Annotated in this window: 16 protein-coding genes; 11 read left to right on the forward strand and 5 right to left on the reverse strand. The window is 71.7% G+C overall.

The annotated features are described in order from the left end of the window. The first annotated feature begins 414 nt into the window (after positions 1–414). The 6 genes from MET2598_RS0123270 to MET2598_RS0123295 all read left to right on the forward strand — a co-directional run bounded on the left by MET2598_RS0123270 (position 415) and on the right by MET2598_RS0123295 (position 10,076). Entirely contained in the window at positions 415–2,268 is a 1,854-nt protein-coding gene (locus MET2598_RS0123270; protein WP_018262559.1) for an AsmA family protein, read from the forward strand. A 166-nt stretch (positions 2,269–2,434) separates the two neighbouring features. Continuing rightward, entirely contained in the window at positions 2,435–3,343 is a 909-nt protein-coding gene (locus tag MET2598_RS0123275) for an efflux RND transporter periplasmic adaptor subunit (RefSeq protein ID WP_012330884.1), read from the forward strand. A 166-nt stretch (positions 3,344–3,509) separates the two neighbouring features. Beyond that, on the forward strand, positions 3,510–4,571 hold the full coding sequence (locus MET2598_RS0123280; RefSeq protein WP_018262560.1) for an HD-GYP domain-containing protein: 1,062 nt from the start codon (positions 3,510–3,512) through the stop codon (positions 4,569–4,571). Positions 4,572–5,093: 522 nt separating this feature from the next. Then, positions 5,094–8,468, forward strand: a complete 3,375-nt coding sequence (locus tag MET2598_RS0123285; RefSeq protein ID WP_236728801.1) for an autotransporter outer membrane beta-barrel domain-containing protein — start codon at positions 5,094–5,096, stop codon at positions 8,466–8,468. A 487-nt stretch (positions 8,469–8,955) separates the two neighbouring features. Further along, on the forward strand, positions 8,956–9,588 hold the full coding sequence (locus MET2598_RS0123290) for an OmpA family protein (protein ID WP_012330881.1): 633 nt from the start codon (positions 8,956–8,958) through the stop codon (positions 9,586–9,588). Between the two features lie 209 nt (positions 9,589–9,797). Further along, positions 9,798–10,076 (forward strand): hypothetical protein, encoded by a 279-nt coding sequence (locus MET2598_RS0123295; protein WP_012330880.1) that lies wholly within the window; start codon positions 9,798–9,800, stop codon positions 10,074–10,076. A gap of 30 nt (positions 10,077–10,106) precedes the next feature. Here the strand turns inward: MET2598_RS0123295 and MET2598_RS0123300 are convergent, their stop codons facing one another. Beyond that, positions 10,107–11,954 carry a serine/threonine-protein kinase gene (locus MET2598_RS0123300; protein WP_018262562.1) on the reverse strand — a complete coding sequence of 616 codons (1,848 nt, stop codon included), beginning with the start codon at positions 11,952–11,954 and terminating at the stop codon, positions 10,107–10,109. After that, positions 11,951–12,781, reverse strand: a complete 831-nt coding sequence (locus MET2598_RS0123305) for a PP2C family protein-serine/threonine phosphatase (RefSeq protein WP_012330878.1) — start codon at positions 12,779–12,781, stop codon at positions 11,951–11,953. Before MET2598_RS0123305 ends, MET2598_RS0123300 begins: the two co-directional genes overlap by 4 nt. Positions 12,782–13,096: 315 nt before the next feature. Here MET2598_RS0123305 and MET2598_RS0123310 point away from each other — a divergent pair, with 315 nt between their 5' ends. The 5 genes from MET2598_RS0123310 (at position 13,097) to MET2598_RS0123330 (ending at position 20,781) form a co-directional block, all read left to right on the forward strand. Then, the gene (locus MET2598_RS0123310) at positions 13,097–13,633 is read left to right on the forward strand and encodes an OmpA family protein (protein ID WP_018262563.1); all 537 of its coding nucleotides are present in this window, start codon (positions 13,097–13,099) and stop codon (positions 13,631–13,633) included. Positions 13,634–14,024: 391 nt separating this feature from the next. Next, positions 14,025–15,716, forward strand: a complete 1,692-nt coding sequence (locus tag MET2598_RS0123315) for a caspase family protein (RefSeq protein WP_026190906.1) — start codon at positions 14,025–14,027, stop codon at positions 15,714–15,716. A gap of 137 nt (positions 15,717–15,853) precedes the next feature. Further along, positions 15,854–16,537, forward strand: a complete 684-nt coding sequence (locus MET2598_RS0123320) for an OmpA family protein (protein WP_026190907.1) — start codon at positions 15,854–15,856, stop codon at positions 16,535–16,537. A 157-nt stretch (positions 16,538–16,694) separates the two neighbouring features. Beyond that, on the forward strand, positions 16,695–17,597 hold the full coding sequence (locus MET2598_RS0123325) for an efflux RND transporter periplasmic adaptor subunit (RefSeq protein ID WP_012330874.1): 903 nt from the start codon (positions 16,695–16,697) through the stop codon (positions 17,595–17,597). A 52-nt stretch (positions 17,598–17,649) separates the two neighbouring features. After that, on the forward strand, positions 17,650–20,781 hold the full coding sequence (locus tag MET2598_RS0123330; RefSeq protein WP_012330873.1) for an efflux RND transporter permease subunit: 3,132 nt from the start codon (positions 17,650–17,652) through the stop codon (positions 20,779–20,781). Between the two features lie 461 nt (positions 20,782–21,242). Here the strand turns inward: MET2598_RS0123330 and MET2598_RS41530 are convergent, their stop codons facing one another. The 3 genes from MET2598_RS41530 to MET2598_RS0123340 all read right to left on the reverse strand — a co-directional run bounded on the left by MET2598_RS41530 (position 21,243) and on the right by MET2598_RS0123340 (position 25,542). Continuing rightward, entirely contained in the window at positions 21,243–21,692 is a 450-nt protein-coding gene (locus MET2598_RS41530; protein ID WP_157182252.1) for a hypothetical protein, read from the reverse strand. Between the two features lie 74 nt (positions 21,693–21,766). Continuing rightward, positions 21,767–25,132, reverse strand: a complete 3,366-nt coding sequence (locus tag MET2598_RS0123335; protein WP_018262566.1) for a DEAD/DEAH box helicase — start codon at positions 25,130–25,132, stop codon at positions 21,767–21,769. Between the two features lie 143 nt (positions 25,133–25,275). Continuing rightward, a complete protein-coding gene (locus tag MET2598_RS0123340; RefSeq protein ID WP_018262567.1) occupies positions 25,276–25,542 on the reverse strand; it encodes a hypothetical protein in 267 nt (88 codons plus the stop codon). Positions 25,543–25,790: the final 248 nt, after the last annotated feature.

The raw sequence follows: 25,790 nt of genomic DNA on the forward strand, positions 1-25,790 counted from the left end.
CGGCACACATCGTCTCCCGTCTCGACATGGTCTTTACCAGTCCGACGGCCCCGGGCCCGGGCACCCGCGAGAGATCAGGCGGGACGGGCTACCGCTCACCCAAAGTCGAGAAAATACAGGATCTTGCCGCGAGCGCGGGCGATTGGTCGAAGACGGGGCTCCGCCGCGTGCGGCGGGGCACGGTGGCGCGCCGGGCCCGGACTCTCCTGCCGGCCCCTTGCCCGCCGGATCGGCCCGCGGCGGCCCGCCCGGCCGGCGGGCCTGCACGCGCGGACGAGCGCGCGAACGAGCGCGCGCGAACGACGCGGACGAGCGCGCGAACGATCAGACGAGCGGACGTCGTTCCGCCCGATTGATTTCGCGCGGAGAGTGCGCTCTGCTTTCCCGCGCGGTGCCGCGGGTTGCGAGGACAGGATGAAGCTGCGCAACCTCTCCCTTCTGCTTGCCGCCGCGGGCTGCCTCGCGGTCGGCGTCGCCGCCTCGTCCGGCACGGCCATGATCGTGCGCTCGGCGCAGGAGCGCCTCGCCGCCGAGACCGGCCGGACCTGGACCGTCCGGGGCGGGGCCAGCCTGTCCCTGTGGCCGCGCGTTGCGGTCGTCCTGCGCGACGTCGGGACCCGCACGGATTACCCGGGGGTCGGCACGGCGAGCCTCGACATCGCCAGCCTGCGGGTCACCGGTGCGCCCCTCGACCTCCTCGCCGGGCGCGACCTCGCCGCGATCGAGGTCGAGCGCCCGGTCCTGCGCTGGCCGGCCGAGTGGTGGCGCGCCGGCGCGCCCGCGGGCGCCGCAGCCGCAGCGGGCGCCGCACCGGATCCCGATCCCGCACCCGATCCCGCGCGCGAGCAGGCCGGGCACGCCGGGCACGCCGGGCACGCCGGGCACGCCGGGCCCGCCGGGCCCGCCGGGCCGCGGCCCGAACGCGTCCGGGTGACGGGGGGCGCGCTCCTCCTCGTCAAGGGCGACACGGTCGTGGCCTCCGTCGAGGATCTCTCCGCCGAGGCCCTGGCCCGCGCGGGCGGGTACGAGGTCAAGGCGGGGGGCCGCACCGGCGGCGGGGCGGCGCGCTGCGACGTGTCCGTCGCGCCCCCGGAGGAGGGGGAGAGCGCGCCCCTGACCTTCAGCTGCCAGGTGCCCGGGCTCGGCGCCGAGCCGCTTGAGGGCCGCGCCGACGCGGCCCTGCACGGGGCCGCCCTGACCCTGGCGCGCCTCTCCGCCCAGGTCGGCGCCGTGCCCTTCACGGGCGCGGTGGTGGTCGACCTCACCGCCAAGCCCTTCGTGCGGATCGACCTCGCCGGTGGCAGCCTGGACCTCCCGGCCGCCGGGGGACTCGGGGACGCGTCCCTGGATCCCGCCCTGCTGCGCAGCTTCGACGGCCGCGCCAGGATCCGCCTCGGCGCCCTGCGGGCGGGCGGGCTCTCCCTCACCGAGGCGCTCCTCGACGGCAAGCTCACGGAGGGGGGGATCGAGGCGGCCCTGACGCAGGGCGGGCTCGCGGGCGGGCAGGTGCGCGCCACGCTCAGGTCCGACATCGCCCGGGAGGCGCGCGGGAGCGCGCCGCCCCGCCACGCGCTCCACCTCGACCTCACCCAGGTCCGCAGCCTGCCGCTCCTCTCCGCCGCCTCGGGCTTCGCGCTCCTCGACGGGACGGCGGGCGCCACCATCGACCTCAAGGCGAGCGGCAGCAGCCAGGCCGAACTCGCCAGATCCCTCTCGGGCGAGGCGGCCATCCAGGTCGAGAACGGGCGCCTCACCGGGATCGACATCCCGGGCGTGGTCCAGTCGGTCGCCCAGCAGCTCTCCCCCGATCCGCGGCTGCGCAGCCAGGACGCCACCGCCTTCGACCGCATCTCGTCCCGGTTCCGCATCGCGGACGGGCGGGCGACGACCCAGGACCTCGCCCTCGCCGGTCCCCTGGTCACCGCCAGGGGGACCGGGACCATCGACCTCTCCGCCCGCACCCTGGCCTTCCGCATCGAGCCCCGCCTGACGCGCACCGCCGCCCGCGCGCTCCCGAAGCTGTTCGACGTGAGCCTGCCCGTGCTCATCGGCGGCTCCTGGGACGCGCCGCAGGTCAGCGTCGATCTCGGCGCCGTGCTGAACGGGCAGACCCTGTCGAATCTCGGCGCCCTCGGGTCGGAGATGCTGGAGGGCGGCAAGGCCAACCCGCTCGGCGGGATGCTGGAATCGCTGTTCGGCGGCGGAGGCGGCGGGGGATCGCGCGCGCCCCTGCGGCCGGGTCCCGCCCGTCCGGGCGCGCGGCCGTGAGGGCCGGTCCCGCCCGCGCCCTCGTCCGGCGCCGCGTCAGCCCGCGCCGGTGGGGATGATGCGAGAGCGAGAAGTGTCGGCGGAACCGCCCGGGGCGGTTCCGCCGCGTCCCGGCCCGGCGGGCGCCGCCCCGGGCCGTTGCCGCGTCGAAGAGAGGAGCGAGGTCGTGTCGCGTCGTCCCATCCATCGCCTGCCGCGTCGCGCGGCGCCCGCGCTCGCGGCCCTGCTGTGGGCGGCGCTCGCCGGCCCGGTCGCGGCCGAGACGGCGCCGAGCGCCGGCCTCGCCGTCAGCGTCGCGCCGGCCAAGCGGCGCTGCTTCGACGACCGGGTCGACGTGACCGGCGTGCTCGCCGCCCGCCAGGAGGTCCAGATCCGCCCCGAGCGGGACGGGCTGCGCGTGCAGCAGGTCGCCGTCCGGCCCCTCGACGAGGTGCGGCAGAACCAGGTCCTCGCCCAGCTCGTCCCCGACGACGGCTCGGTCAACCCGACCCCGATCCCGATCCGCGCCCCCGTCGCGGGCGTGGTCGGCCGCAGCACCGCCACGATCGGCGGGCCCGCCCCGGCCCATTCCGATCCGCTCTTCGTGATCATCGGGCAGGGCGAGATCGAACTCGCGGCCGACGCGCCGATCACGGCGCTCGGGAAGATCGCCCCGGGCCAGCCCGTGACCGTGAAGCCCCTCGGCCTCGGCCCGATCAGCGGCCGGGTGCGGCTGGTCTCCCCCTCGACGGATGCGGCGAGCCAGCTCGGGCAGGTGCGCATCCTGCTCAGCGCGATCGGCGAGGCGCGGCTCGGCATGTACGCCCGCGGCACCGTCTCGGTCGGCGAGAGCTGCGGGATCGCCGTGCCCTTCTCCTCGCTGGTGAGCGGGCAGGACGGCACCACGGTCTACGTCGTCAGCCAGAACCACATCGAGGCGCGCCCGGTCGCGGTCGGGCTGTTCTCGGAGGACGAGGTCGAGATCCGCAGCGGCCTGTCCGAGAACGACCTCGTGGTCGTGCGCGCCGCCCCCTTCGTGCGCGAGGGCGACCTCGTCCGGCCGATCCGCGTCGGGGAGGGCCAGGCCCTGAACTGAGCCGGCTTCGCGCCGCCCGTCTCCCGTGGGGCAGGGCGTGATCTGATCGATCCGCGCCGCCCGCCCCGACTGGGCCGGATCTTCGAGGATCCCGTAAGCGATTTCTTCGGAACTCGGAGTATACCCGACCGGACAAGGTCGCGGCCGTTCCGTCGGGAGTGCCTCCATGCCGGAGGGAACCATCGTCCTCGTCACCGATCGGCCGGACCGCAGCGCCGCGCTCGCGCGGGCGCTCGGATCGGTCGGGCGCTGCGAGGTGGTGGGGACCGACGAGCGCTGGACCCGCGACGCCGCGCTGATCGGCGTGGTCGCGGACCTGACCCTGACCCGGCCCGAGGCGTCCACCTGCCTGCGGGCCCTGGAGAAGCGCTACCGGGGCCGCGCGCTGCCGGTGATCGGGCTCCTGCGCCGCACCTCGACGGAATCCCTGCGCCACGCCAAGACGCTCGGCGCCACCGTCTGCCTGCCGGCCTACGTGCCGCCCGACACGGTGGTGGCGGCCCTGTTCAACCAGCTCGAGGCGTTCGGCCCGGTGGGCGAGGCGGCGGTGGTCCAGGGCGTCGCGCGGGCCGGGGAGGCGCTGACCAGCCTGCTCGCGGAGGCGCGCGCGGGCAGCCGGATCCGCATGCAGACCGTCGAGGCGGGCCTGACCCCGATCCTGACCGCCGTGCGGGAGGGCGGGCTGGCGCGCTGGCTCGACACGGTCTGGACGCACGACGACGCCACCTACCAGCATTGCCTGCTGGTGGCGGGCCTCGCCGCGCAATTCGCCCTGCACCTGCGCTTCCGGCGCGACGACCAGCAGCGCTTCGTGCGCGCCGCCCTCGTCCACGACGTCGGCAAGGCGCGGATCCCGCTCCCGATCCTCAACAAGCCCGGCCGGCTCTCGCCCGACGAGGCGGCGGTGATGCGCACCCACGCGGCGCTCGGCCACGACATCCTGAAGGCCGGCGGCGAGTGCGACGCCTTCACCCTCGACGTGGTCCGCCACCACCACGAGTTCCTCGACGGGTCCGGCTACCCGGACAGGCTCGCGGGCGCGGCGGTCAGCGACGGGGTGCGGCTGATGACGATCTGCGACATCTACGCGGCCCTGACCGAGCGCCGTCCCTACAAGACGCCGATGCCGATGCGGGAGGCCATGACCATCCTGCAGAGCATGGATGGCAAGCTCGAAGCCGGCCTCGTCCAATCCTTCGGCCGCGCGCTGGCCGGCGAGAGGCCGTGATCGACCCGGGACAGGAATCGTGCTGGCCAGGGCCGGACGTCGCTGACGCGACACAACGCCCGTCTCCGGTCCACAACAGCCTCCAGTCGATCCGCGTCGCGACCGATCCCGTTCCGGTTCTGATGCGCTCAAGATCCCTCGCTCGACCGGCGCCGGCCGGAACGAGATCTGCCGCATCGGACGAATACCGGTCAGAGTCGAGCGCCGATCTCGCAAGAAACTCTTTACGCTCATCGCCAGCTGTACTCGAAACGAATCAGTGGCGAGGAAGCCGGCTGTGGCATCCCGGCAACGGAGTTGTTTCGCGTGCTCGGCCGGGCAGTCTAGCAATAGACGCTGGCCGAGCGTGACCGTTATGCTGATCGAGAGGCCTGACCTGATGTGCGTCTTCGGACGGAGATCACGCGCCGGACCGGCCGCCGACGGGGATCGGGGTCGGGCCGGCCGCCGCGAGGGGCGGGCATGGGCCGGGGCGGGCGCGACCCGCCGACCGGCTCGCTGGGACGTGTTCGGGGGTGCGGGATGGTGACGCTGGGGTACGAAACGGGCCGCGCGCGCGGCCTTGCGCGGATGAAGCGCCTGCTGATGATCGGCGTCTCCTTCGCGGGGCTTCCGGTGCTGGCCGGCGCGGCCTACGCGCAGAGCGTGGTGCCGGGCTTCGACGCCAATCAGCTCGCCCGCAACGACGACGGCTCCACCGGCGAGGTGGCGCTGCCCTTCACGGCCAACTTCTTCGGCACGACCTACTCGTCGCTCTACGTCAACAACAACGGCAACGTGACGTTCGGGACGCCCCTGAGCACGTTCACGCCGGTCGGCCTCGGCGCCAATTACCGCGGGGCGCCGATCATCGCGCCCTTCTTCTCCGACGTGGACACGCGCAACCCGGCGAGCGGCATCACCTCCTACGGCACCGGCACCTACGCGGGCCAGACCGCCTTCGGGGTGACCTGGCCCTCGGTCGGCTACTTCTCGAACCATGCCGACAAGACCAACACCTTCCAGTTGGTCCTGGCCAGCCGCGCCGATACGGGCGGCGGCAATTTCGACATCTACTTCAACTACCAGCGCATCCAGTTCGAGACCGGCGACGCCAGCGGCGGCACGAACGGGCTCGGCGGCACCTCGGCCTCGGCCGGCTACTCCGCCGGCACCGGCGCGGCGGGCAGCTACTTCGAGCTCCCCGGCTCCCTCGTGAACGGCGCGCTCATCGATGGCGGGCCCAACTCGCTGGTGGCGGGCTCGAACAACGGCGTCCCCGGGCAGTTCCTGTTCCCGGTCCGCAACGGCGTCGTCATGCTGGCCAACGTCTGCCAGCCCGGGGACAACGCCTCGACCACGCAGATCGCCAATTGCGGCCCCAACCGGGCCTACACGGGCGGCATCTTCTACACCCCGCTCGACAAGTTCACCCTGAACGTCCTCGACAACACCACGATCGCCGGCCCGCAGAACGCGGCCGCCGTGCTGGTGATGCCGACCGCCGCGACCACCGGCGCGAGCCCGGCCGGCAGCGTCGCGATCAACGTCAACGCCTCGGCGACGATCACGGCGCCGGGCGGCGCCGGCATCCAGATCGACAGCGGCTCCGGCACGGGCGCGGGCAGCGTCACCAGCGCCGGCACGATCACGGCCGCGACGGCGGGCATCCAGGCCGACACCAACCGGGGCGCCCTCACGGTCGCGAATTCCGGCACGATCACCGCGCCGCTCGGCATCTCGGGCTCGTCGCGCACCACCACCGGCCTGTCGAATTCCGGCACCCTCAACGCGTCCTACGCGGGCCTCGTCGGCGGGGGCTTCACCGGCACCGTCACCCTGACCAACACCGGCACCGTCAATTACGGCCAGTTCGGCATCCTGGGCGGCAGCGCGGTCGCGCCGCTCGTGATCTCCAACGCGGGGGCGCTGACCCAGTCCGCCACCGCCTCGGGCCCGCCCGCCACCGGCCTGCCGACCCTGATCGCCGGCTTCCTCCAGACCAACGCCAATCCGTCGGCGATCTTCGCCCGCGCCGGCGGCGCGATCAGCATCGAGAACGGGGCGAACGGCACCATCGCGGGCGCCAACGGCATCGACGCGGCGGTGCTCAGCTCGGTCCCCGGCCTCCCGGCGACGGGCGCCGCCACCGGACCCCTGACGATCACCAACCTCGGCACGATCGACGTGCAGGGCGCCGCGATCACGACCGCGGCGAGCGCCGTGGCCAGCCAGGTGACCAATGCCGGCACGCTGACCGGCTCCCTCGCCCTGTCGAGCGGCTCGACCTTCACCAACACGGCGAGCGGCCGCGTCAACGTCACGGGCGCGAGCAGCTTCGGCGGCGGCACGATCACCAACGCGGGCGGGATCTCGCTCGCCTCGACCAGCCTGCAGAACCTGTCGGGGTTCCAGAACCAGGGCTCGGGCCTGCTCATCGCCACCGGCACCAGCAGCATCGGCAGCCAGACTCAGGGCACCAGCTTCGTCAATGCCGGCACGATCAGCCTCGTGAACGGTCGGGCGGGCGACACGCTCACCATCAACGGCAACTACGTCGGGCAGAACGGGCGCCTGCTGGCGGAGTTCAACACCCAGACCAGCACGGGCGACCGCCTGATCATCAACGGCAACGCCTCCGGCACGACCGGCGTCACCGTCACCAACCTGACCGGGGCCGTCCCCTTCACCACGGGCTCGCCGATCGTCACGGTCACCGGCACCAGCGCCGCCAACGCCTTCACGCTCGCGGGGGCGCAGAATTTCGGCACCCTCGAGGCGATCCTGGTCGCGACCACCGGCCAGGGCGGCACCTCCGTGGCCCTCGGCACCGTGCCGACCGCGGTCGGCCTCTCGGCCTCCACGGCCGTGATCGCGGCCCGCACCATCGCCTTCCAGGGCGGCTCGGCGGTGCTCGACCGGCTCACCCAGGTCCGCGACAGCCTCAAGGCGGCGCCCGGCCAGACCGCCATCCCGCAGGCGATGCAGTATAACGGCCTGTCGGCCTACTCGGCGCTCGTGACCAAGGACCCGATCGCCCCCAAGCTCGCCGAGCCCGCGCCGCAGACCACCACCCGGCCCGCCATCTGGGCCCGCGCCTACGGCGACATCGAGAGCCGCTCGGGCTTCAGCAACTTCTCCTTCGGCGGTCTCAACTTCACCCGCGACCTCGGCTACAGCCAGGTCTCGGGCGGCTTCCTGGGCGGCACGGACGTGGTCATCAGCGGGCTGACCAAGCCCGACGACGGCCTGATCCTCGGCGTGATGGGCGGCTACACGCTGGCGGGCGTCGACCTCAACCGCAATGCCGGGCGGCAGGATTACGAGGGCGGCACGGTCGGCGTCTACGGCACCTACCTGAACGGCCCCTGGTTCTGGGACGCGCTGTTCAAGGTCGACCTGCTCGGCCTCGACATCCGGGCGCCGGGCGTGGTGCAGCGCACGGGCCTGCAGAACTACAACTTCACCACCAATGTCGGCTACCGGGTGCCGCTGGAGCACAACATCTACGTCGAGCCGACGGCGGGCTTGGAATACGTCTCGACGGTGTTCGACCGCACGCCGGCGCTGGCGGTCGGGGCGGTCCCCCTGCGGGACGGCGAGGCCCTGCGCGGCCGGATCGGGGCGCGGATCGGGACCGAGATGGTCGAGGACAACATCCGGATCGAGCCGAGCATCACGGGCTACGTCTACAGCGTGCTGACCGAGACCGGCACGGTGGGCGCGTTCAACGGGATCACCGGGGTGACCGGCCTGCGGGAAGAGGGGAAGGTGCGCGGGGAGGTCCAGGCCTCGATCAATTTCTTCAACCTCAAGACCGGGCTGTCGGGCTTCATCCGGGGCGATTACCGGATCGGCGGCGACCTCGTCGGCGGCGGCGGCCGCGCCGGCATCCGCTACCAGTTCTCGACCTTCTGATCCGCCGTCCGGAGGATCACGTCCGGCCGGACGATCCGTCCGGATGGCGTCCGCCAAGCCCGCGCGGCGCTTGAGCGAAGCCCAAAGCCGCCATCCCGAAGGGATCGAGCGGCTTTGGGATGCCAAGCCCGCGCGGCGCGACGAACGAGAGGCCCGGCTCCGCCGGGCCTTTCTCGTTGGGGCCCCGCGGCCGGGACGAGTCCCGCGCCCGCCGGCCGCTTCTCCCCGGCCGTGCGCTGGCGCACAGCCGTCCCCCGACCTGCGTGGAACATCACCGGGATGCGGGACTTGCGGAGGCTCGCGCGGAGTTGTTGGGGAGCGGTCCGACCGGAGAGATTGTGCGGGCATTTGCGGGCTTGGCAGGTTGGCCGTGATTCTGTATCGGACAACATCGGCTCTGCATCGCTCTGCTTGACGCACCGGGAGGGGCCACCGTGCTCGGCGTCCGTGGGTGTGATCGCAGATCACTCTTGCTTGAGGCAAAGCCATGGTCGCGTTCCCTCGTCGGAGCCCTTCCGGGTTCGGTCCGCTCGTCGCGCTCGCGCTGCTTCTCGGGTCCGGCGGGGCCCGCGCGCAGACCGTGACCGAGGACGACATCGTCCGCGCGCTGATGCCGCGGCCCCAGACCCGCAGCCTCACCCTGGTCGTGCCGGACCGCGGCGGGCGCGAGGAGCAGGTCTTCCTGGATTCCCTGCGCAACCGGTCGTCCCTGTCGGCGGCCGAGCGCGACCGGCTCGCCGCGCTCTCGTCCGACAAGCAGAGCATCGCCCTCGACATCCCCTTCGCGTACAATTCCTCGAAGATCGGCCACGGCGCGCTCGCGCAGGTGAGCGCGCTCGGCGCCAGCCTGGCCCGCCCGGAACTGCGCGACAGCACGATCCTCATCGTCGGCCACACGGACGGGAAGGGCAGCGACCGCGGCAACCAGCGGCTCTCGGAGCGGCGCGCCCGGGCGGTGAAGGACTACATCGTCCGGCATTACGGCGTGGCGGCCGGCAACCTGATCGGCGTCGGCTTCGGCAAGAGCCACCTGAAGGAGGCCGCCAACCCCTACGCGGCCGCCAATCGCCGCGTCACCGCCGTCAACATGTCGGCGCCGCAGGTCGCGAGCCGCAACTGAGACGGCGAGGCTCTCTCGCTCCTCCGGTCGCGCCGGAACTCGGCTGAAACCGCGATCATCCCGCGTTCAGGTGCGCGGGCGCACAGTGTTAGCCTAGCAGTAGGTCCAGAACGGAGGGGCCTTATCTTGCATCGGCGGGTTCGGAATCCCATCTCGGGGCACGACGACCGAACGATCCTCGCCGAACCCGAGACGGATGGAGAGACTTGATGACGCTGCGTGCTGCCCCGGTCCTGTCGGCCCTCGCCCTGGTGGCGCCCCTCGCAGCGGCCCTGCCGGCCGAGGCCTCGCCGTGCCGGGGCCTGTCGCCCGAGGAATGCGCCTTCGTCCATCCCCGCGCGGAGCGCCGGATGCAGCTCGCCTTCGCGGACGAGGTCTTCGCTCCCTCCCCGGCGGCTCCCGCCGGCTGGCGCGCGCTGGCGCCGGGCGTGCGGCCCTTCACGCGCTTCGACATCGAGGGCCTGCGCCTGATGACCCGGATGCCGTGAGCGCCCCCGGGCCGGACGGCCCGGAGGATCTCAGCTCCCGAGCTTGAAATAGGCGACCGCGATCCCCGCCGGACGGGGATCGCGGTCGAGTTCGTCGCCGATCTGCCGGAAGAGCTGCTCGGCCCGGCCGTTGATCCCGGAGCGCACGCTCGTCAGCGGCTTCTGGCTGGTCACGACCACCACGAGCTGCGGCCGCGGCACGCCGCTCCCCTCCATCCGCAGCGAGAAGCGCAGGGTCTCGCCCGTCCGCTTGGCGGAGCGGCTGAGATTGGTCACCCGCCCGTCATCCGCCACGAGGAGCAGGTCGACCGCGCGGTCGCCGCGGGTCTCGACCGTGCCGACGAGGTCCTGCCCGCTGTGGAGCAGGTCCTGCGTGATGGTGATGCTCGCCGCGCGCGCGTCGCGCTGCGGGTAGTGGCGCGCCAGGAAGGCGACGACGGGGCACTGCGCCTCGCTCACCTGCCGCAGGGTGATCTGCGACTCGATCCCGAGCGCGTTCTTGAACGCCTGGTCGAAATCCCGGAAGGGCTGCGTCGAGCGCCCGAAGGCGTCGACCGTGATGTCGGGCGGCTGGGTCGTCACCGGCGTGATGAAGAAGCAGTCGCCCCCGTCGTACTTGCGGATGAAGCTCTCCACCTCCTCGGCGGTCGTGGTCACGGCCGGGGGCGGGGGAGGGGCGGGGGGCTCGCGCCGGGGGTCCCGGGGGGATGCGGGCGGCGCGTCCGGATCCTCGCCCGGGTCGGGCAGGGCGATGATCGGCGGCTTCGTGGCCGAGGGCGGCCGCGCGGGCTCGGCCCGCGAGGAGGGATCGGCCCGCGAGGAGGGCTCGGTCGGCGGGGCGGGCACGCTCGGCGTCACCACCGGCTCGGCCGGGCCGACCACCTGCGGCACCGGGGTGGTGAGCGGCGCCTCCGCCCGGCGCGCCGGCAGCACCGCGAAGGCGAGCGCCGCGAGGGCGGCGGTGGCGGCCACGCCCCCGCCCGCCGCGGCCAGCACCGCGACGGGCAGGCGCCGGGGGGCGGCCGGTTCGGCCGCGGCCAGCGCCGCCACCGCCGCCATATCGGCGGGCCGGTCCTTCGGGTTGGGCTGCAGCATCGCCTGCAGCAGGCCGCGGATCGGCTCCTCGATCCCGGTCAGGTCCGGCACGCGCCGGCGCTTCTCGACCACGTCGACGTGGTTGCTGCCCATGTCGAGGGCGCGGCCGCGCGCCGCGTGCGCCATCAGCAGGCCGAGGCTGTAGATGTCCGATTGCGGGGTGACCTCGCCCCCGTAGAGCCCCAGCTGCTCGGGGGACACGTAGGCGTACTTGCCCGCGAAGCCCCCGCCGATCACCGTGCCGTCCGTGCTCGGCGCCCGGGCGATGCCGAAATCGATCAGCTTGGCGCGGGCCACGTTGCCGCCCGGCAGAATCACGTTGTCGGGCGAGACGTCCCGGTGGATGATCCCGAGCTCGTGCGCGGCCTGCAGCCCGGCCGCGAGCCGGCGCAGCAGCAGCCGCAGCGTCGGCCCGTCGAGGGGACCCTCCTTGAGCCGGTCGGAGAGCGACACGCCGTCCACGAACTCCATCGCCAGGTAGGGGAGTTCGAGCTTCGGGTCGATCGAGAACACGAAGTAGCGGACGATCGCCTCGTGGTGGAGGTTGTGCAGGGCCGAGGCCTCGCGCCGGAACAGGGCCAGCGCAGAGGCGTTGCGGGCGAGGTCCGGCTTGATCACCTTGATCGCCACCGCGTCGCCGGTGGCGAGCGCCTCGCCCCGGTAGACCTCGCCCATGCCGCCGGCCGCGATCAGGCTGCGGATCACGTAGATGTCGTTGAGGCGGGTGCCGGGCGCGATGAAGGACCGGGACTGCGGCGGGAGGAAGACCGTCTCCTCGCTCATGCGCGCGGGCCCTCCGGTGGGCGCGGCCCGGAGGCGGCGGGCGAGTCGGCCGGGGCGTCGGCGGGACGCCCGAGATAGCGCACGGCCACGACCGTGACGTTGTCGGCCGCGCCGCGGTGCAGGGTGAGGGCGAGGAGCGCGTCGCAGAGCCCCTGGGCGCTGCCGGATTCCGGGCCCGAGGCCGCCGCCAGGATCTCGCCGTCCTCCACGTGCCGCGTGAGCCCGTCCGAGCACAGGATGAACAGGTCGCCGGCCTCCAGCAGGCCGTGGTCGAGGTCGAGTTCGGGCTGGGCCTGCACGCCGATCGCCCGGGTGATCACGTTGCGCCGCGGCCAGGTCTGCGCCTCCTGCGGGGTGATCACCCCCCGCTCGACCAGGGACTGGATCTCGGTGTGGTCGCGCGAGAGCTGGGCCAGCACCCCGCCGCGCACCCGGTAGATCCGGCTGTCCCCCGACCACAGGCAGGCGAAGTGCGGCGCGTGGATCAGCAGCACCGCGACCGTGGTGCCGACGACGGCGCCGCGCGCCCGGGCAACCTTCTGGATGTCCGCGTTGGCGGCGGCGAGCCGCGCCTTCAGGGCGGTGAGCAGGTCCCCCGCCGAGGCTGCAGGCCCGACCGCGGCCAGGGCCTCCACCACCGCGGTGCTCGCCACCTCGCCGCCCGCGTGCCCGCCCATCCCGTCCGCCACCGCGAAGATCCCGCTCTCCGGCGCGAGCAGGAAACGGTCCTCGTTCAACTCGCGCACGCGCCCCGCATGGCAGGCCGAGCCCAGGTCCAGCGCGGCCCGGACTGGCCGCGGCGTCGGCTCGGTGGCGTCTGTCTTCATGGTCCGACCGGTCATGCGGGGGCGCCCGATGCGCGGACCGGCCTGAGCGGGACGGCGGCCGGTCCGGCCCCTGGAAAGCGCGCCCCCGTCACCCTGACCGAGGCGGGATCTTTCGGCAAGGGCTCGCCGGGCGCCGCCCCCAGGCCGCTGCGCCCCCGGCCCGACGCAGGAGTATCGAGGATTGGTGTGCGACGAGGTCTTGCAACGACTGTGGAGCGAAAATTTGAATCAGTGATACCTAGTCGTACCTGGCCCAGGCTATTGACGAAAAACTGATCCTGCGGCATAACCGCAACGTTGCAGGGGAATTCGGACATGCGCGGCAAGTTTACGGCCTCGATTCTCGCGCTCGCGGCGGTCTGCGCCGGCCATGCTGCCGTCGCCGGCCCGGCCTATACCGCCGAGGACATCGTCAAGAAGTTCGCGCCGGCCGATCCGCTGGGCAAGACCCGCGGGCTCTGCATCGGCACCCACAGCGAGTGCAACGCCGGCGTCGAGACCCGGGCGAGGCCGACCGGCAGCTTCGACCTGGTGGTGAATTTCGACTACAATTCCGACCAGCTGACCGGCGCCGCCAAGCAGAACCTCGACGAATTCGCCAAGGCGCTACGCGACGACCGCCTGAGATCCTCGACCTTCCTGGTCGAGGGGCACACGGACGCGCGCGGCGGCGAGGAGTTCAACCTCGGCCTGTCGGGCCGCCGGGCCGACGCCGTGGTCCGGTACCTGTCCGGCCGCGGCGTCCCGGCCGCCCAACTCACCGCCCGCGGCCTCGGCAAGTCCCGCCCGCTCACCGACAACCCGCTCGACCCGGCCAACCGCCGCGTCGAAACCCGCCTCGCCGTGGACTAGCGGCCACACCCGAGGCGGCGCGCGACGACGCCCCGGGCCCCCGCCCGGGGCGTCGTCGCGTCTCGGGCGGTGCGCGCCCGCACGCCCGGGCATCCGGCACCCAGGTAGAACCGAAGCGTCGGAAAGCTCCGATCGGGCGGCTCTTGCCAGGAGACTGGCGAAACCCGGTCCCGCATCCGTGCGAGACTTGCCCGTCCGGTGCCGGTTCTGGCGGATGACGCGAAGAAACTGGCGCTTGTCACGCCGATTCAGTGGTCGCATTGCGGAAGGAGGTCCCTCGTCCGGCCGATCGGAATCGGTCGTGCGCGACCGTTAAACTTGTCAGACCGCGGCGGAGGTCTTAAGCTTCCGCGGCTGGATTGTGATTGCTGAGCAGTTCTCTGAGGACGGCATGCGTGCGTTGTGGATTGTCGGCATCGTGCTCGCGTTCAGCGCGTGCCAGGCGATTCAACCTGTCTTCGCCCAAAGCAGAGCGGGCGACCGGATCGCTCTGGTGATCGGCAACGCGCAGTACCCGGACAGCGACACGGCCCTCACGACCCCGGTCGCGGATGCCAGGGCCGTGGCGGCGGTCCTTCAGCAGAAGGGCTACGCCGTGGACGTCGGCGAGAACATGGCGAAGGTCGCCCTGCAGGGCGCGCTCGGGCGCTTCTACGACAAGCTCAAGGCGGGCTCGACCGCGCTCCTCTACTTCAGCGGGTATGGGATCCAATCGAACAAGCAGAATTACCTGATACCGGTCGATGCCCAGATCTGGACCGAGCCGGATCTGCGGCGGGACGGCTTCAACGTCGAGGGCATCCTGAGCGAGATGCAGAAGCGCGGCGCGGACCTGAAGGTGGTGATCCTGGACGCGGCCAACCGCAACCCGTTCGAGCGGCGCTTCCGCAGCTTCGCCAACGGGCTCGCGGCGACGGCCGAGGCTCCCCCGAACGCGCTCGTCTTCTACTCGACCCAGCCCGGCCAGATGCTGCGCCAGGCGACGGGCGCCCGCAGCCCCTTCGCCGAGGAGCTGGTCCGGCAGCTCGGCCAGAGCGACGGGATCAGCCGCGCGGTGTTCGACCGGACCCGCTCCGCCCTGGCGGCGGGCCAGGGCGGGCAGCCCCCCTGGATCTACTCGAGCCTGCGGGAGGGGGCCCTCGCGAAGGACGCCCCGCCGCCCAAAGACCTTTCTGCCAAGGACCTTTCTGCCAAGGACCACTCTCCCAAGGACTTCCCTGCCAAGGACTTCCCTGCCAAGGACTTCCCTGCCAAGGACTTCCCTGCCAAGGAGGGTCAGACCCCGAAGGAGAGCCCGACCTGGGTGGATCCGCAGCAGGCCGGGAGGAGGCCCCCGCGCGAGGAGGCGCCGCCCGGGCCGGTGGCCGGCCGACCGCCCGAGACGCCGCGGGAGCCGCAGGCCGACCCGTCCGCCGAGTTCGCCGCCGCCCGAAAGGCCGGGACCCGGGAGGCGATGGAGCGCTTCGCGGACAAGTTCCAGGGCACCGCCTGGGGCGAGCGCGGCCGGGCCGAGCTGAAGCGGTTCGAGGAGCAGGCCAAGGTCGCCGCCCCGAAGGTGCCCCAGACCCCGCTGCCCTACACCCGCGAGGACGAGCGCCTGCGGGCCGAGCTCAACAAGGCCCTGGAGCGCAACCCGGCCGACGGGTCCGCCCTCTACCGGCGCGGCCAGCTCTACGCGATCCACCGCGAGTACGCGCTCGCGCTGGCGGACTTTGACGAGGTGATCCGCCTCAACCCACAGGACGTTGAGGCGCTCAATAACCGCTGCTGGGTGCGCGCGATGGTTGATGAACTCGACCGGGCACTGCGCGACTGCAACGAGGCGCTGAAGCTCAGACCCAATTTCCCGGACGCTCTCGACAGTCGTGGACTGGTCAACCTCAAGATAGGACTTCCCGGTCTCGCCATCCGCGATTACGATGCCGCGTTGAAGGGCAATGGTAAGCAGGCCTCGTCCCTGTACGGCCGCGGGATGGCGCGGGTTCGGACCGGCGAGACGGAGGAGGGGAAGAGCGACATCAACGATGCGCTCCGGATGGATCCGGGCCTCGAGAGAGAGTTCGCCCAATACGGAATCCGTTGAGGCCGCCCACGCGCCGCGCGGCCGGCCTCGACGCGAGCGGAAAGACGGCGTCACTCGGTCCTGATGACCGGGCAGCGACCGGCATACGAACGAAGAACGTCTGGCACTGGACTGAGATCGTTTTGAGGAGCATCACGATGACTGGATCTGCTAACACGTTCTCGCGGCGCCTGAGCCGCGCCGCGCTCCTTGCCGGATTGCTGACCCTCGGCTCGGCGGCCGGCGCCCTCGCCCAGAAGGCCCCGAGCGAGGCCGACATCGCCAAGGCCCTGATCGGGGCACCCGCCGAGGCGACGGTCGCGACCGGGCCGACCCGCAGCCTCTCGACCAGCGTCCGCGGCGAGGCGGCGAGCGCCGGCGCCCTCGGCGAGGACCGCAGCTTCCTGGATTCGCTGCGCAACCGCGCCTCGCTGACCCCGAGCGAGCGCAGCAAGCTCGCGGCGGTCTCGGCCGACAAGCCGAGCATCGACCTCGAGATCCCCTTCGACTACAACTCCGCCAAGATCGGCCCGAAGGCCCTGCCCATGGTCAAGAGCCTGGGCGCCGCCCTCGCCCGGCAGGAACTCAAGGGCAACACCTTCCTGATCGTCGGACACACCGACGGCAAGGGCAAGGACCAGGCGAACCAGGCCCTGTCCGAGCGCCGCGCCCAGGCCGTGAAGGACTACATCGTCCAGAATTACGGCGTGCCCGCCACCAACCTCGTCAGCGTCGGCTACGGCAGGACGCAGCTCAAGGACGCGGCGAACCCGAACGCCCCGGTCAACCGCCGCGTGACGACGGTCAACATGTCGGGCGTGAAGTCGGCCTCGCGCTACTGAGATGGGGCCGGCCAAAGCCGGCCCGCCCGGTTTCGGCCGGCCCGCCCGGCCGCGGCCGGGCCCTCACCCCGCGGCGCGGGCCCCGTCCTCCCGGACGGGCCCGCCTCCCGCCCCCGAACCGCGTACGATTCTGGCGAGGCCGATGCGAGGCCGATGGATGCGTCCTGACCGCGATACGGCCCTCCGCCCGCGCCCCGCGCGCGCCCCGGAGGCGCTCGGCCGCGCCGCCCTCCTGACGCTCGCCCTGATCGGCCCGCCCGGGCTGGCCCGGGCCGAGGACGCCCCGACCGACACGGTGCGGGCGCGGCGGGCCTGCTTCTCCGACAACGTGCGGGTGACCGGCTACCTGATGCCCCGGCGCCCCGCCTACGTGAGCATCAACATCGAGGGCTACCGGGTCTCGGACGTGCTGGTGCAGGAGGGCGACCCCGTCTCGGCCGGCCAGGAACTGGCCCGGGTCGCCAAGATCGGGGCGGACGATTCGGTCGCCCAGATGCTGGCCCCGTCGAACCTCGCCAAGCTCCCCAACTCGATCTCCCTGAAGGCCTCCGCGGCCGGCACCGTCACGCGCAGCACCGCCAAGGTGGGGCAGCTCGTCAGCCCCCAGATGGACCCGCTGTTCCAGATCGCCCTCGACCGCGATCTCGACCTGATGGTGCAGGTGCCGAGCCTCTACATCTCGAAGATCCGGGCCGGGGCGGAGAGCCGGATCCTGATCGGCAACGACCTCGCGCTGCGGGGCGAGGTGCGGATGGCGGCGACCGACGTCGACCCGGCGACCCAGTTCGGCCGGGCCTTCGTGTCGGTTCCGGCCCACGCGGACCTGCGCCCGGGCATGTTCGCCCGCGCCCTGATCGACACGGCGCGCAGCTGCGGGATCGCCGTGCCCCGCGCCGCCATCCTGCGCCGCAGCGACACGACGAGCGTCCAGGTGGTGCGCGGCGGCCGGATCGAGACCCGCCGCGTCGTCGTCGGCTCCTCCTCGGAGGACGACGTCGAGATCCGCAGCGGCGTCGGAGAGGGCGACACCGTGGTGGCCAAGGCCGGCACGGCCTTCTGAACCGGGAGCGGAGGAGGCGTCGATGCAACACCAACCGAGGCGAGCGCCGTAAGTGTCCCTGAACGTCTCCTCCTGGGCGATCCGCAAGCCGCTCCCCTCGATCCTGATCTCGCTGATCCTGCTCATCCTGGGCTGGATGAGCTTCGGGAAGCTCCCGATCACGCGGCTGCCCTCGGCCGACATCCCGATCATCTCGGTGGCGGTGGCGCAGTTCGGCGCGGCCCCGGCGGAGCTGGAGGCGCAGGTCACCAAGACCATCGAGGACGGGGTCTCGGGCGTCGAGGGCGTGCGCCACATCGCGTCCCTCGTCACCGACGGCGTCTCGGTGACGACGGTCCAGTTCCGCCTGGAGACCAACACCGACCGGGCGCTCAACGACGTCAAGGACGCGATCACCCGCATCCAGGCCGACCTGCCGCGCTCGGCGGAGGCGCCGCTGATCCAGCGCGTCGACGTGGTCGGCCTGCCGATCGTCACCTACGCGGCGGTCGCCCCCGACAAGACGCCCGAGCAGCTCTCCTACTTCGTCGACACGGTGGTCAAGCGCCGCCTGCAGAGCATCCGCGGCGTCGCGCAGGTCGAGACGATCGGCGGCTCCGAGCGCGAGATCCTGGTCTCCCTCGATCCCGACCGGCTCCAGGCCTACGGGCTCACCGCCGTCGACGTGAGCCGCCGGCTGCGCGGCATCAACGTGGACGTGGCGGGCGGGCGCACCCAGCTCGGCGGGCGCGACTTCGCGATCCGGGCCCTCGCGGGCGCGCGCAGCCTCGACGAGCTCAAGGGCACCATGATCCCGCTCGCCTCGGGCGGGCAGATCCGGCTGCAGGATCTCGGCGTCGTCACCGACACGGTGGCGGACCGGCGCACCTTCGCGAGCCTCGACGCCAAGCCGGTCGTCGCCATCGGCATCAAGCGCGCCAAGGGCGCGAGCGACGTCGTCGTGGCCAAGGCCGTCCAGGCCAAGGTCGACCAGATCCAGGCCGAGTACCCGGACGTCAAGCTCTCGCTGATCGACACGTCGGTCGACTACACGCTCGGCAACTACGAGGCCGCGATCAAGACGCTGTTCGAGGGCGCGGCGCTCGCGGTCATCGTGGTGTTCCTGTTCCTGCGCGACCTGCGCACGACGGTGATCGTGGCGGTGTCGCTGCCGCTGTCGATCTTCCCGGCCTTCTGGGCGATGGACCTGCTCGGCTTCTCGCTCAACCTCGTGAGCTTCCTCGCCGTCACGCTCTCGACCGGCATCCTGGTCGACGATTCGATCGTCGAGATCGAGAACATCGTGCGCCACATCCGGATGGGCAAGTCGCCCTTCCAGGCGGCGATCGACGCGGCCGACGAGATCGGGCTCGCGGTGATCGCGATCAGCCTCACCATCGTGGCGATCTTCGCGCCGGCGAGCTTCATGGGCGGCATCGCGGGCCAGTTCTTCAAGCAGTTCGGCATCACCATCGCGGTGCAGGTGCTGTTCTCGCTGCTCGCGGCCCGCTTCGTGACGCCGATGCTGGCCGCCTACATCATGAAGCCGCACGTCCACGAGGAGAAGCCGCCGGGCCGGATCGAGCGCGCCTATGTCTGGCTGGTCTCGAAATCGGTGCGCTTCTACGGGCTCACCGTGATCCTCGGCATCGCGATCTTCGCGGCCTCGATCCTCAGCATGAAGCTCCTGTCGCAGGGCTTCCTGCCGGCCCAGGACACCGCCCGCTCGCTGCTCTCGATCGAGCTGCCCCCGGGCAGCCAGGCCTCGGACACGCAGCGCGTCACCGACGTGATCGTCAAGGACCTGCGCCAGATCCCGGAGGTGAAGAGCATCTTCGTCGATGGCGGGCGCATCGCGGGCGGCACGATCGAGGTCCGGCGCGCCTCGCTCATCCTCAACTACACCAACAAGACCCACCGCACGATCACCCAGCGCCAGCTGGAGCAGCAGGTCGAGGCGCGGCTGAGGCAGATCCCGGACATCCGCTACTGGTTCGTGGACGAGAACGGCCTGCGGGCGATCTCCCTCGTGGTCAACGGCCAGGACAGCAGCACGGTGGCGAGCGTGGCCAACGAGCTCGCCAACCAGATGCGCCGCCTGCCGGCCGTGGCCAACGTGATCTCGGGCGCGACCCTGAACCGGCCGGAGCTGCGCATCCGCCCGCGCATGGACCTCGCCGCCCGGCTCGGCATCACGGCCGACACGCTCTCCGAGACGATCCGCGTCGCCACGATCGGCGACGTGGGGCCGGCGCTGGCCAAGTTCGACGCGGGCGACCGCCTCGTGCCGGTGCGGGTCCAGCTCGACGACAGCGCCCGGCTGAACTGGCAGATCGTGGAGCAGCTGCGCATCCCGACCCCGGCCGCGAAGGGCGGGGTGCCGCTCTCGGCGGTGGCGGATCTCGGCTTCCAGGACGGGCCGGCCAACATCTCCCGCTACGACCGCGAGCGCCAGGCGACCGTGGCGGCGGACCTCGTCGGCGACGCGGCCCTCGGCGACGTGCTGGCCGCGATCAATCAGCTGCCGGTGATGAGGAACCTGCCGAAGGGGGTGCAGGTCAACCAGTCGGGCGACGCCGAGAACCTCGCCGAATTGTCGGACGGCTTCGCCGAGGTGATGCGGGCGGGCCTGCTCATGGTCTACGCCGTGCTGGTGATGCTGTTCGGGTCCTTCCTGCACCCGATCACCATCCTGTTCTCGCTGCCGCTCTCCCTGGGCGGCGCCGTGGTGGCGCTGCTCGTCACCGGCAAGCAGCTCACGACCCCGGTCTGGATCGGCATCCTGATGCTGATGGGCATCGTGACCAAGAACGCGATCATGCTGGTGGAATTCGCGATCGAGTCGATGCGCCACGGCATGTCGCGCAACGAGGCGATCATCGATGCGGGCCGCAAGCGCGCGCGGCCGATCATCATGACGACGATCGCCATGGTGGCCGGCATGGTCCCGAGCGCGCTGGCGATCGGGGCGGGCGGCGAGTTCCGGGCACCGATGGCGATCGCGGTGATCGGCGGCCTGCTCTTCTCGACGGTCCTGTCGCTGATCTTCGTGCCGGCGGTGTTCTGCCTCGTCTGCGTGATCTCGGACCTGCCGAAGAATGCGGCGGCGCGCCTGCGCGCCCGGGCAGCGAAGCCCGCCCCCGCCCAGGCGGCGGCCCCGCCCCCGCACGGCGGCATGGCGAGCCCGGCGGCCCCGGGGGAGTGAGCTCGCCTCGACCGGAGTGACGCGGCAGCGGCCGCTACGGGCCGGAACGGTGGCCCGCGCGGGTCCCTCCTCAGGTTTGCCGCGAGGAGCCGCCCTGTCCGCCCGACGACGGCGCATTCGGCCCCGTGGCCGGGCGAAGGGGCGGGGGAGGCGGGGGACGGGTGGCTTGCGCCGAGGGAGCGTTGACGCCGCCTTTGCGGACGTAGCTCTCGGTCAGCGGAGCACTCCGGGGTAGCGAGTAGCCGCCCTCCGCCTTCAGGTTCGTGAACGATTTATCCGGCATCCTGACTCGCCTCCGTGTTCGGGATCGGAAACTCGATATGGATATTTTCCGCTTTTCACGCTAGGTAGAGCAAGGGAACGTCGTATTGCTTATTGCCCTCGAAATCGTAAACCGACACATCTCGCAGTACAGTCTCTCTGATTTCTCCGCTTTCCGAGAATGTATTAACGTATCCGGATTAGCCTAGCTTCTGCTCGAAGTCGCGCCAATTTATAAATCCGACTGATTTCGATCGACTGTTGAATGTAAAGTCCCATACGTCCTCATCGCCATATTGCTTGGTGGCTCGAATGAATTGCAGGAAGCGTGCCATGATTTTGTAATTCGAGGCATAAAGCCAGGCTATCCCTCCTGCAAAACTGATGAAAGTTGCACAAATGAGTTCATATGCAATAGAATAATTAAAAATATTCGGCTTTTCTATGCTTATGACTTCGAAATCACCGACAAATAACTCGAATAAAGCATATGTGACAGCATAACTTGCAAGCCCGTAGAGAAAACTCAGGACGAAAAATTCAACATCTGAAGCTTTAGATTGTCTTGCCCAAACGATATCAATACGTGCCCAAATCACTCCAGGCAGAAACAAAATCATGACTTGAAATAAAAATGCGTCTAATTTCATAAAAATTCAACCAGAAGGCTGCGATGCAGCGATGAGGAAATTGCGCGACTATTATACGGATTTGTGCCCCAGAGTCACTCACCGAGCAGCAGATCCAAATCCTCCGCCGTCATGGCGCTCGTGGGCGCGCCGTCGTGGTCGAACAGCGAATCGGCGAGCGCGCCCTTCCTCTCCTTCAGCACCTCCATCTTCTCCTCGATGGTGCGGGAGGCGACGAGCTTGTGGACGAAGACGGGCTTGTCCTGGCCGATGCGGTGGGCGCGGTCGATCGCCTGGGCCTCCACGGCCGGATTCCACCAGGGATCGTAGAGGATCACCGTATCCGCCGCGACGAGGTTGAGCCCCGTCCCGCCCGCCTTCAGGCTGATCAGGAAGACCGGCGCCTCGCCGGCCTCGAAGCGGCGCACCACCTCGGCGCGGTCGCGGCTGCGGCCGGTGAGTTCGAGCCAGGGCGTCTTGGCGAGCGTGAGGCGCGGCTTGATCAGGTCGAGCATCGAGGTGAATTGCGAGAAGACCAGCACCCGGCGCCCCTCGGCGATCAGGGATTCCAGCAACTCGTCCAGGCGGTCGAGCTTGACCGAGCCCGCCTTCGGGGGAGGTGCGAGCTTGAGCAGGCGTGGATCGCAGCAGGCCTGCCGCAGCTTGAGCAGCGCGTCCAGGATGACGATGCGGCTGCGGGCGAATCCCTTCTCGGCGATGGCGGCGCGCACCCGGGCATGCATGGCGAGCCGGATCGACTCGTAGAGGTCGCGCTGACCGGCCGCGAGGTCGACGCGCTCGACGATCTCGGTCTTGGGCGGCAGCTCGCCCGCCACCTCGTCCTTGGTCCGCCGCAGCAGGAAGGGCTTGAGGCGCCGCGCCAGCAGCCGGCCGCGCTCGCGGTCGCCCTGCTTCTCGATCGGCATGCGCCACGCCCGGGTGAAGTGCCTGCGGTCGCCGAGCAGGCCCGGGCACGCGAAGGCGAAGAGCGACCACACCTCCGCGAGGGAATTCTCAAGCGGCGTCCCGGTGAGGCAGAAGCGGTGCCGCGCCCGGATCCCGTGCAGCAGCCGGGTCGTCTGCGCGTCCGGGTTCTTGATCGCCTGCGCCTCGTCGAGGAGAAGGATGTGCCACTCCTGCGCCGTCAGCACCGCGTGGTCGCGGGGGATCAGCGGATAGGTGGTGAGCACGAGGTCGTGCTCGGCCATCGCCCCGAACTGCTCCTTGCGGTCGAGGCCGTGCAGCGTGAGCACGCGGAGGGAGGGGGCGAAGCGCTCCGTCTCGCGCCGCCAATTGCCCATCAGGCTCGTCGGCGCCACCACCAGGGCGGGCCGGTCGAGGCGGCCCTCCGCCTTCTCGAGGGCGAGGAGCGCCAGGGCCTGGACGGTCTTGCCCAGGCCCATATCGTCCGCCAGGACGCCGCCGAAGCCGGTCTCGCGCAGGAAGGCGAGCCAGGCGAGGCCCTGCGCCTGATAGGGCCGCAGGCTCGCCCGGAACGCCGCGGGGGGCTCCACCGGCGGGATGCCGCCGCTCGCGGAAAGCCGCCGTCCCATGGCGCGGATCGCCTCGCCGCCGCGCCAGATCACGCGCTCCCCGCCCTCCTCCTCCAGGGCCGCGAGGCCGGCCGCGTCGGCCCGCGACAGGCGAAGCCGCCCCTCGTCGTCGCGGCCGATCAGCAATCCGGCGATCGCCGCCAGGATCCCGCGCAGCCGACCCGGGGGCAGGGCCAGCATCCGCCCATCCGGAAGCGGCAGGACGAGGGCCTTCTCCCCCTCCGGGCCGTCGAGGATGGCGGGGTCGAAGCCCGGCCGCCGCAGCAGCGCGAGGATCGGCCCGACGAGGTCGATCCGCTCCCCGTCCAGCTCGACACCGAGCTGGAGTTCGAGCCAGTCGATGCCGGATCCCTCGCGGATCTCCGCGTCGAAGGCGCCGTCCGCCCGCATCAGCCGCAGGGGGAAATCGGCGGCGGTCTCGATCTCCCAGCCCTCCTCCCGCAGGCGGGGCAGGAGCCAGTATTGCGCGTCGGCCCATTGGGCCGTTCCTCCTTCGCGCACGAAGTCGCGGTCATGCGCGGCCTCGGCGGGATAGCGTTCGCAGACCGGGACGAAGTTTTCCCGGAGGAGGCGCCGGGCCGCCTCGCGCTCGGCCTCGGGATCGCGGGCCACCGCGTAGAGGCGCCCGCCGCTGAGGCGCGGCACCACGGCTCGCATCTCGCCGAGTTCCGTCCGCACCGGTCCGTACGCGAAGGCCAGCCGCGCGATGGGCACCGTCTCGTGGTCGATCATCGCGTAGGGGCCGTAGCCGATGGTCGTCCTGATCGGGGCGGTCGTGAGGCGCAGCACCGGTCGCGGGGCGACGCGGAGGGGCTCCGCCGCGGGCGAGGGCGGCCGGTGGGCGGCGAGGTCCGGGACCTTCTCCGCCAGGACGGCGTTGAGCGCCGCCACCGCTTCCGCCGGGACCGGCGGCGCCCGGGCGAGGGCGAGGGCGAGGCGCGGGGCGAGTCCGGTCTCCACCGGCCCGATCAGGCCGGCCGCCTCGTCCACGTAGACGGGCGGCGCCGCGGCCAGCACCGCGCCGGGATCCTCGCAGGTGACCTCCGCCCGCAGGGCATCCGCCTCCTCCCGCCAGGCGATCCGCCCGGCCCGGGGCGGACCCGCCGCGAGGGCCGGCCCGTTCGGCTCCCGCCAGCGGACGCGGCCGGTGACGAGCAGGGCCGCCAGGATCTCCGCCGCATCCTCGTCGGAGAGATCGTAGGCGTAGGCCCGGCCGTAGCCGATGGAGTGGCGCTGCCGGCCGGCGAGAAGGCGGTGGATGCGCAGGTCCGAGGGGCGCAGGAACCGGGCCGGCGATGCGCCCGCCTGCAGGAGATAGGGGCTGCCGCCCTCCGAGAAGGTGCCGTCCTTGCGCAGGCGCGTCGAGATCACCTGCAGGGCGAGGCGCGGCAGGCCTTCCCCCGCCAGGAGCGAGCCGAGCACGTAGACGAGCCGCTGGTTGATGGAGCGTGGGTAATCCTCCCCGGCGGTGGCCTGGGCCCGGTCGAGTTGCGCGACCCACCGCGCCAGGGCCGGCGGCAGCGCCTCCGCCTGGGCCGCGGGGCGGCCCGCTCGTGCCGCGCCGCGGGCCGTCGGGGCCGGCGCGAGCAGGCGCTCCAGGCGCTGCGCGACCGGATCGCCCGGCGGCTCCGACGCCTCGTCCAGGAGCGAGAGGAGGACGGCCGCCACGTGCTTGCAATTGCGGGCGACCGGGCAGGAGCAGGTGCCTTCGATCCGCAGCCCCTTCCCCCGCTCCCGCAGATCGACGACCAGCCTGTAGGGCTCGTCGTCGCTGCCCTGGACCTCGCCGGAGATCCCGGCTCCGTTTCGGGTCGCTTCGAGAACGCGCCCCTCGCGCAGGTAGCTCTGCCCGGCGCGGGTGGCGTTGGGGCCGCAGGCCGCGACGATGTCGGATCTGCTGTAGTGCACGGGCTCGGTCCGGCGGCTCCGGTGGCGGAGGTCTGCCGGAAGAGTGGGAGTGCAGGATTCCCGCGTCCAGCCGCGATCCGCCTCCGCCCACCGCCGAGGGCGGCCGGAACGCGCGTTCCGGCCGCCCCGGTGCATCGCCCGGCTCAGCGGCTCGGAGTCGGGTCGCTCGGCTTCGGGACCGTCCTGCTCCCTCCGCCCGTCACGGTCCCGGTCGCGGCCGGCGCCGTCCCGGGCGCCACGCCCGCCGCCGGGGCGGCGTCGCGCCCCCCCTTCTCGGCGTTGCTCTTGACGCTGCCCGGGTTGTTCATGTTGCCCTCGGCGCTGCCCGGCGCCGCGGTCTGGGCCACCGCCACGCCGCCCAGGGCCACCATCAGGGCGCCCGCGAGCGCCATCCGCTTCGTCCGCATCATCGATCCTTTCCAATTCCGTTCAGATCCTGAAACGGGTTGAGCGGCCGCAAGTTCGATCGAGATCATCATTCTTGCGCGTCCTTATTCCGTCTCGTCTGTGCTGCGGGTGCGAACGAGACTGGTTCTTCGAGGCAGGACTTGCCGTGTGCGGTGCGGCGCGGCGGGGTCCGCTGTGCCGCAGGAGCAGGCTGCAACGCTCGGGCGCCTGACGTGTTCTGGTGCGGCGGGCGGCCCCGGGCGGGGCCGCC

The sequence above is a fragment of the Methylobacterium sp. WSM2598 genome, assembly GCF_000379105.1.
GTDB lineage: Bacteria > Pseudomonadota > Alphaproteobacteria > Rhizobiales > Beijerinckiaceae > Methylobacterium.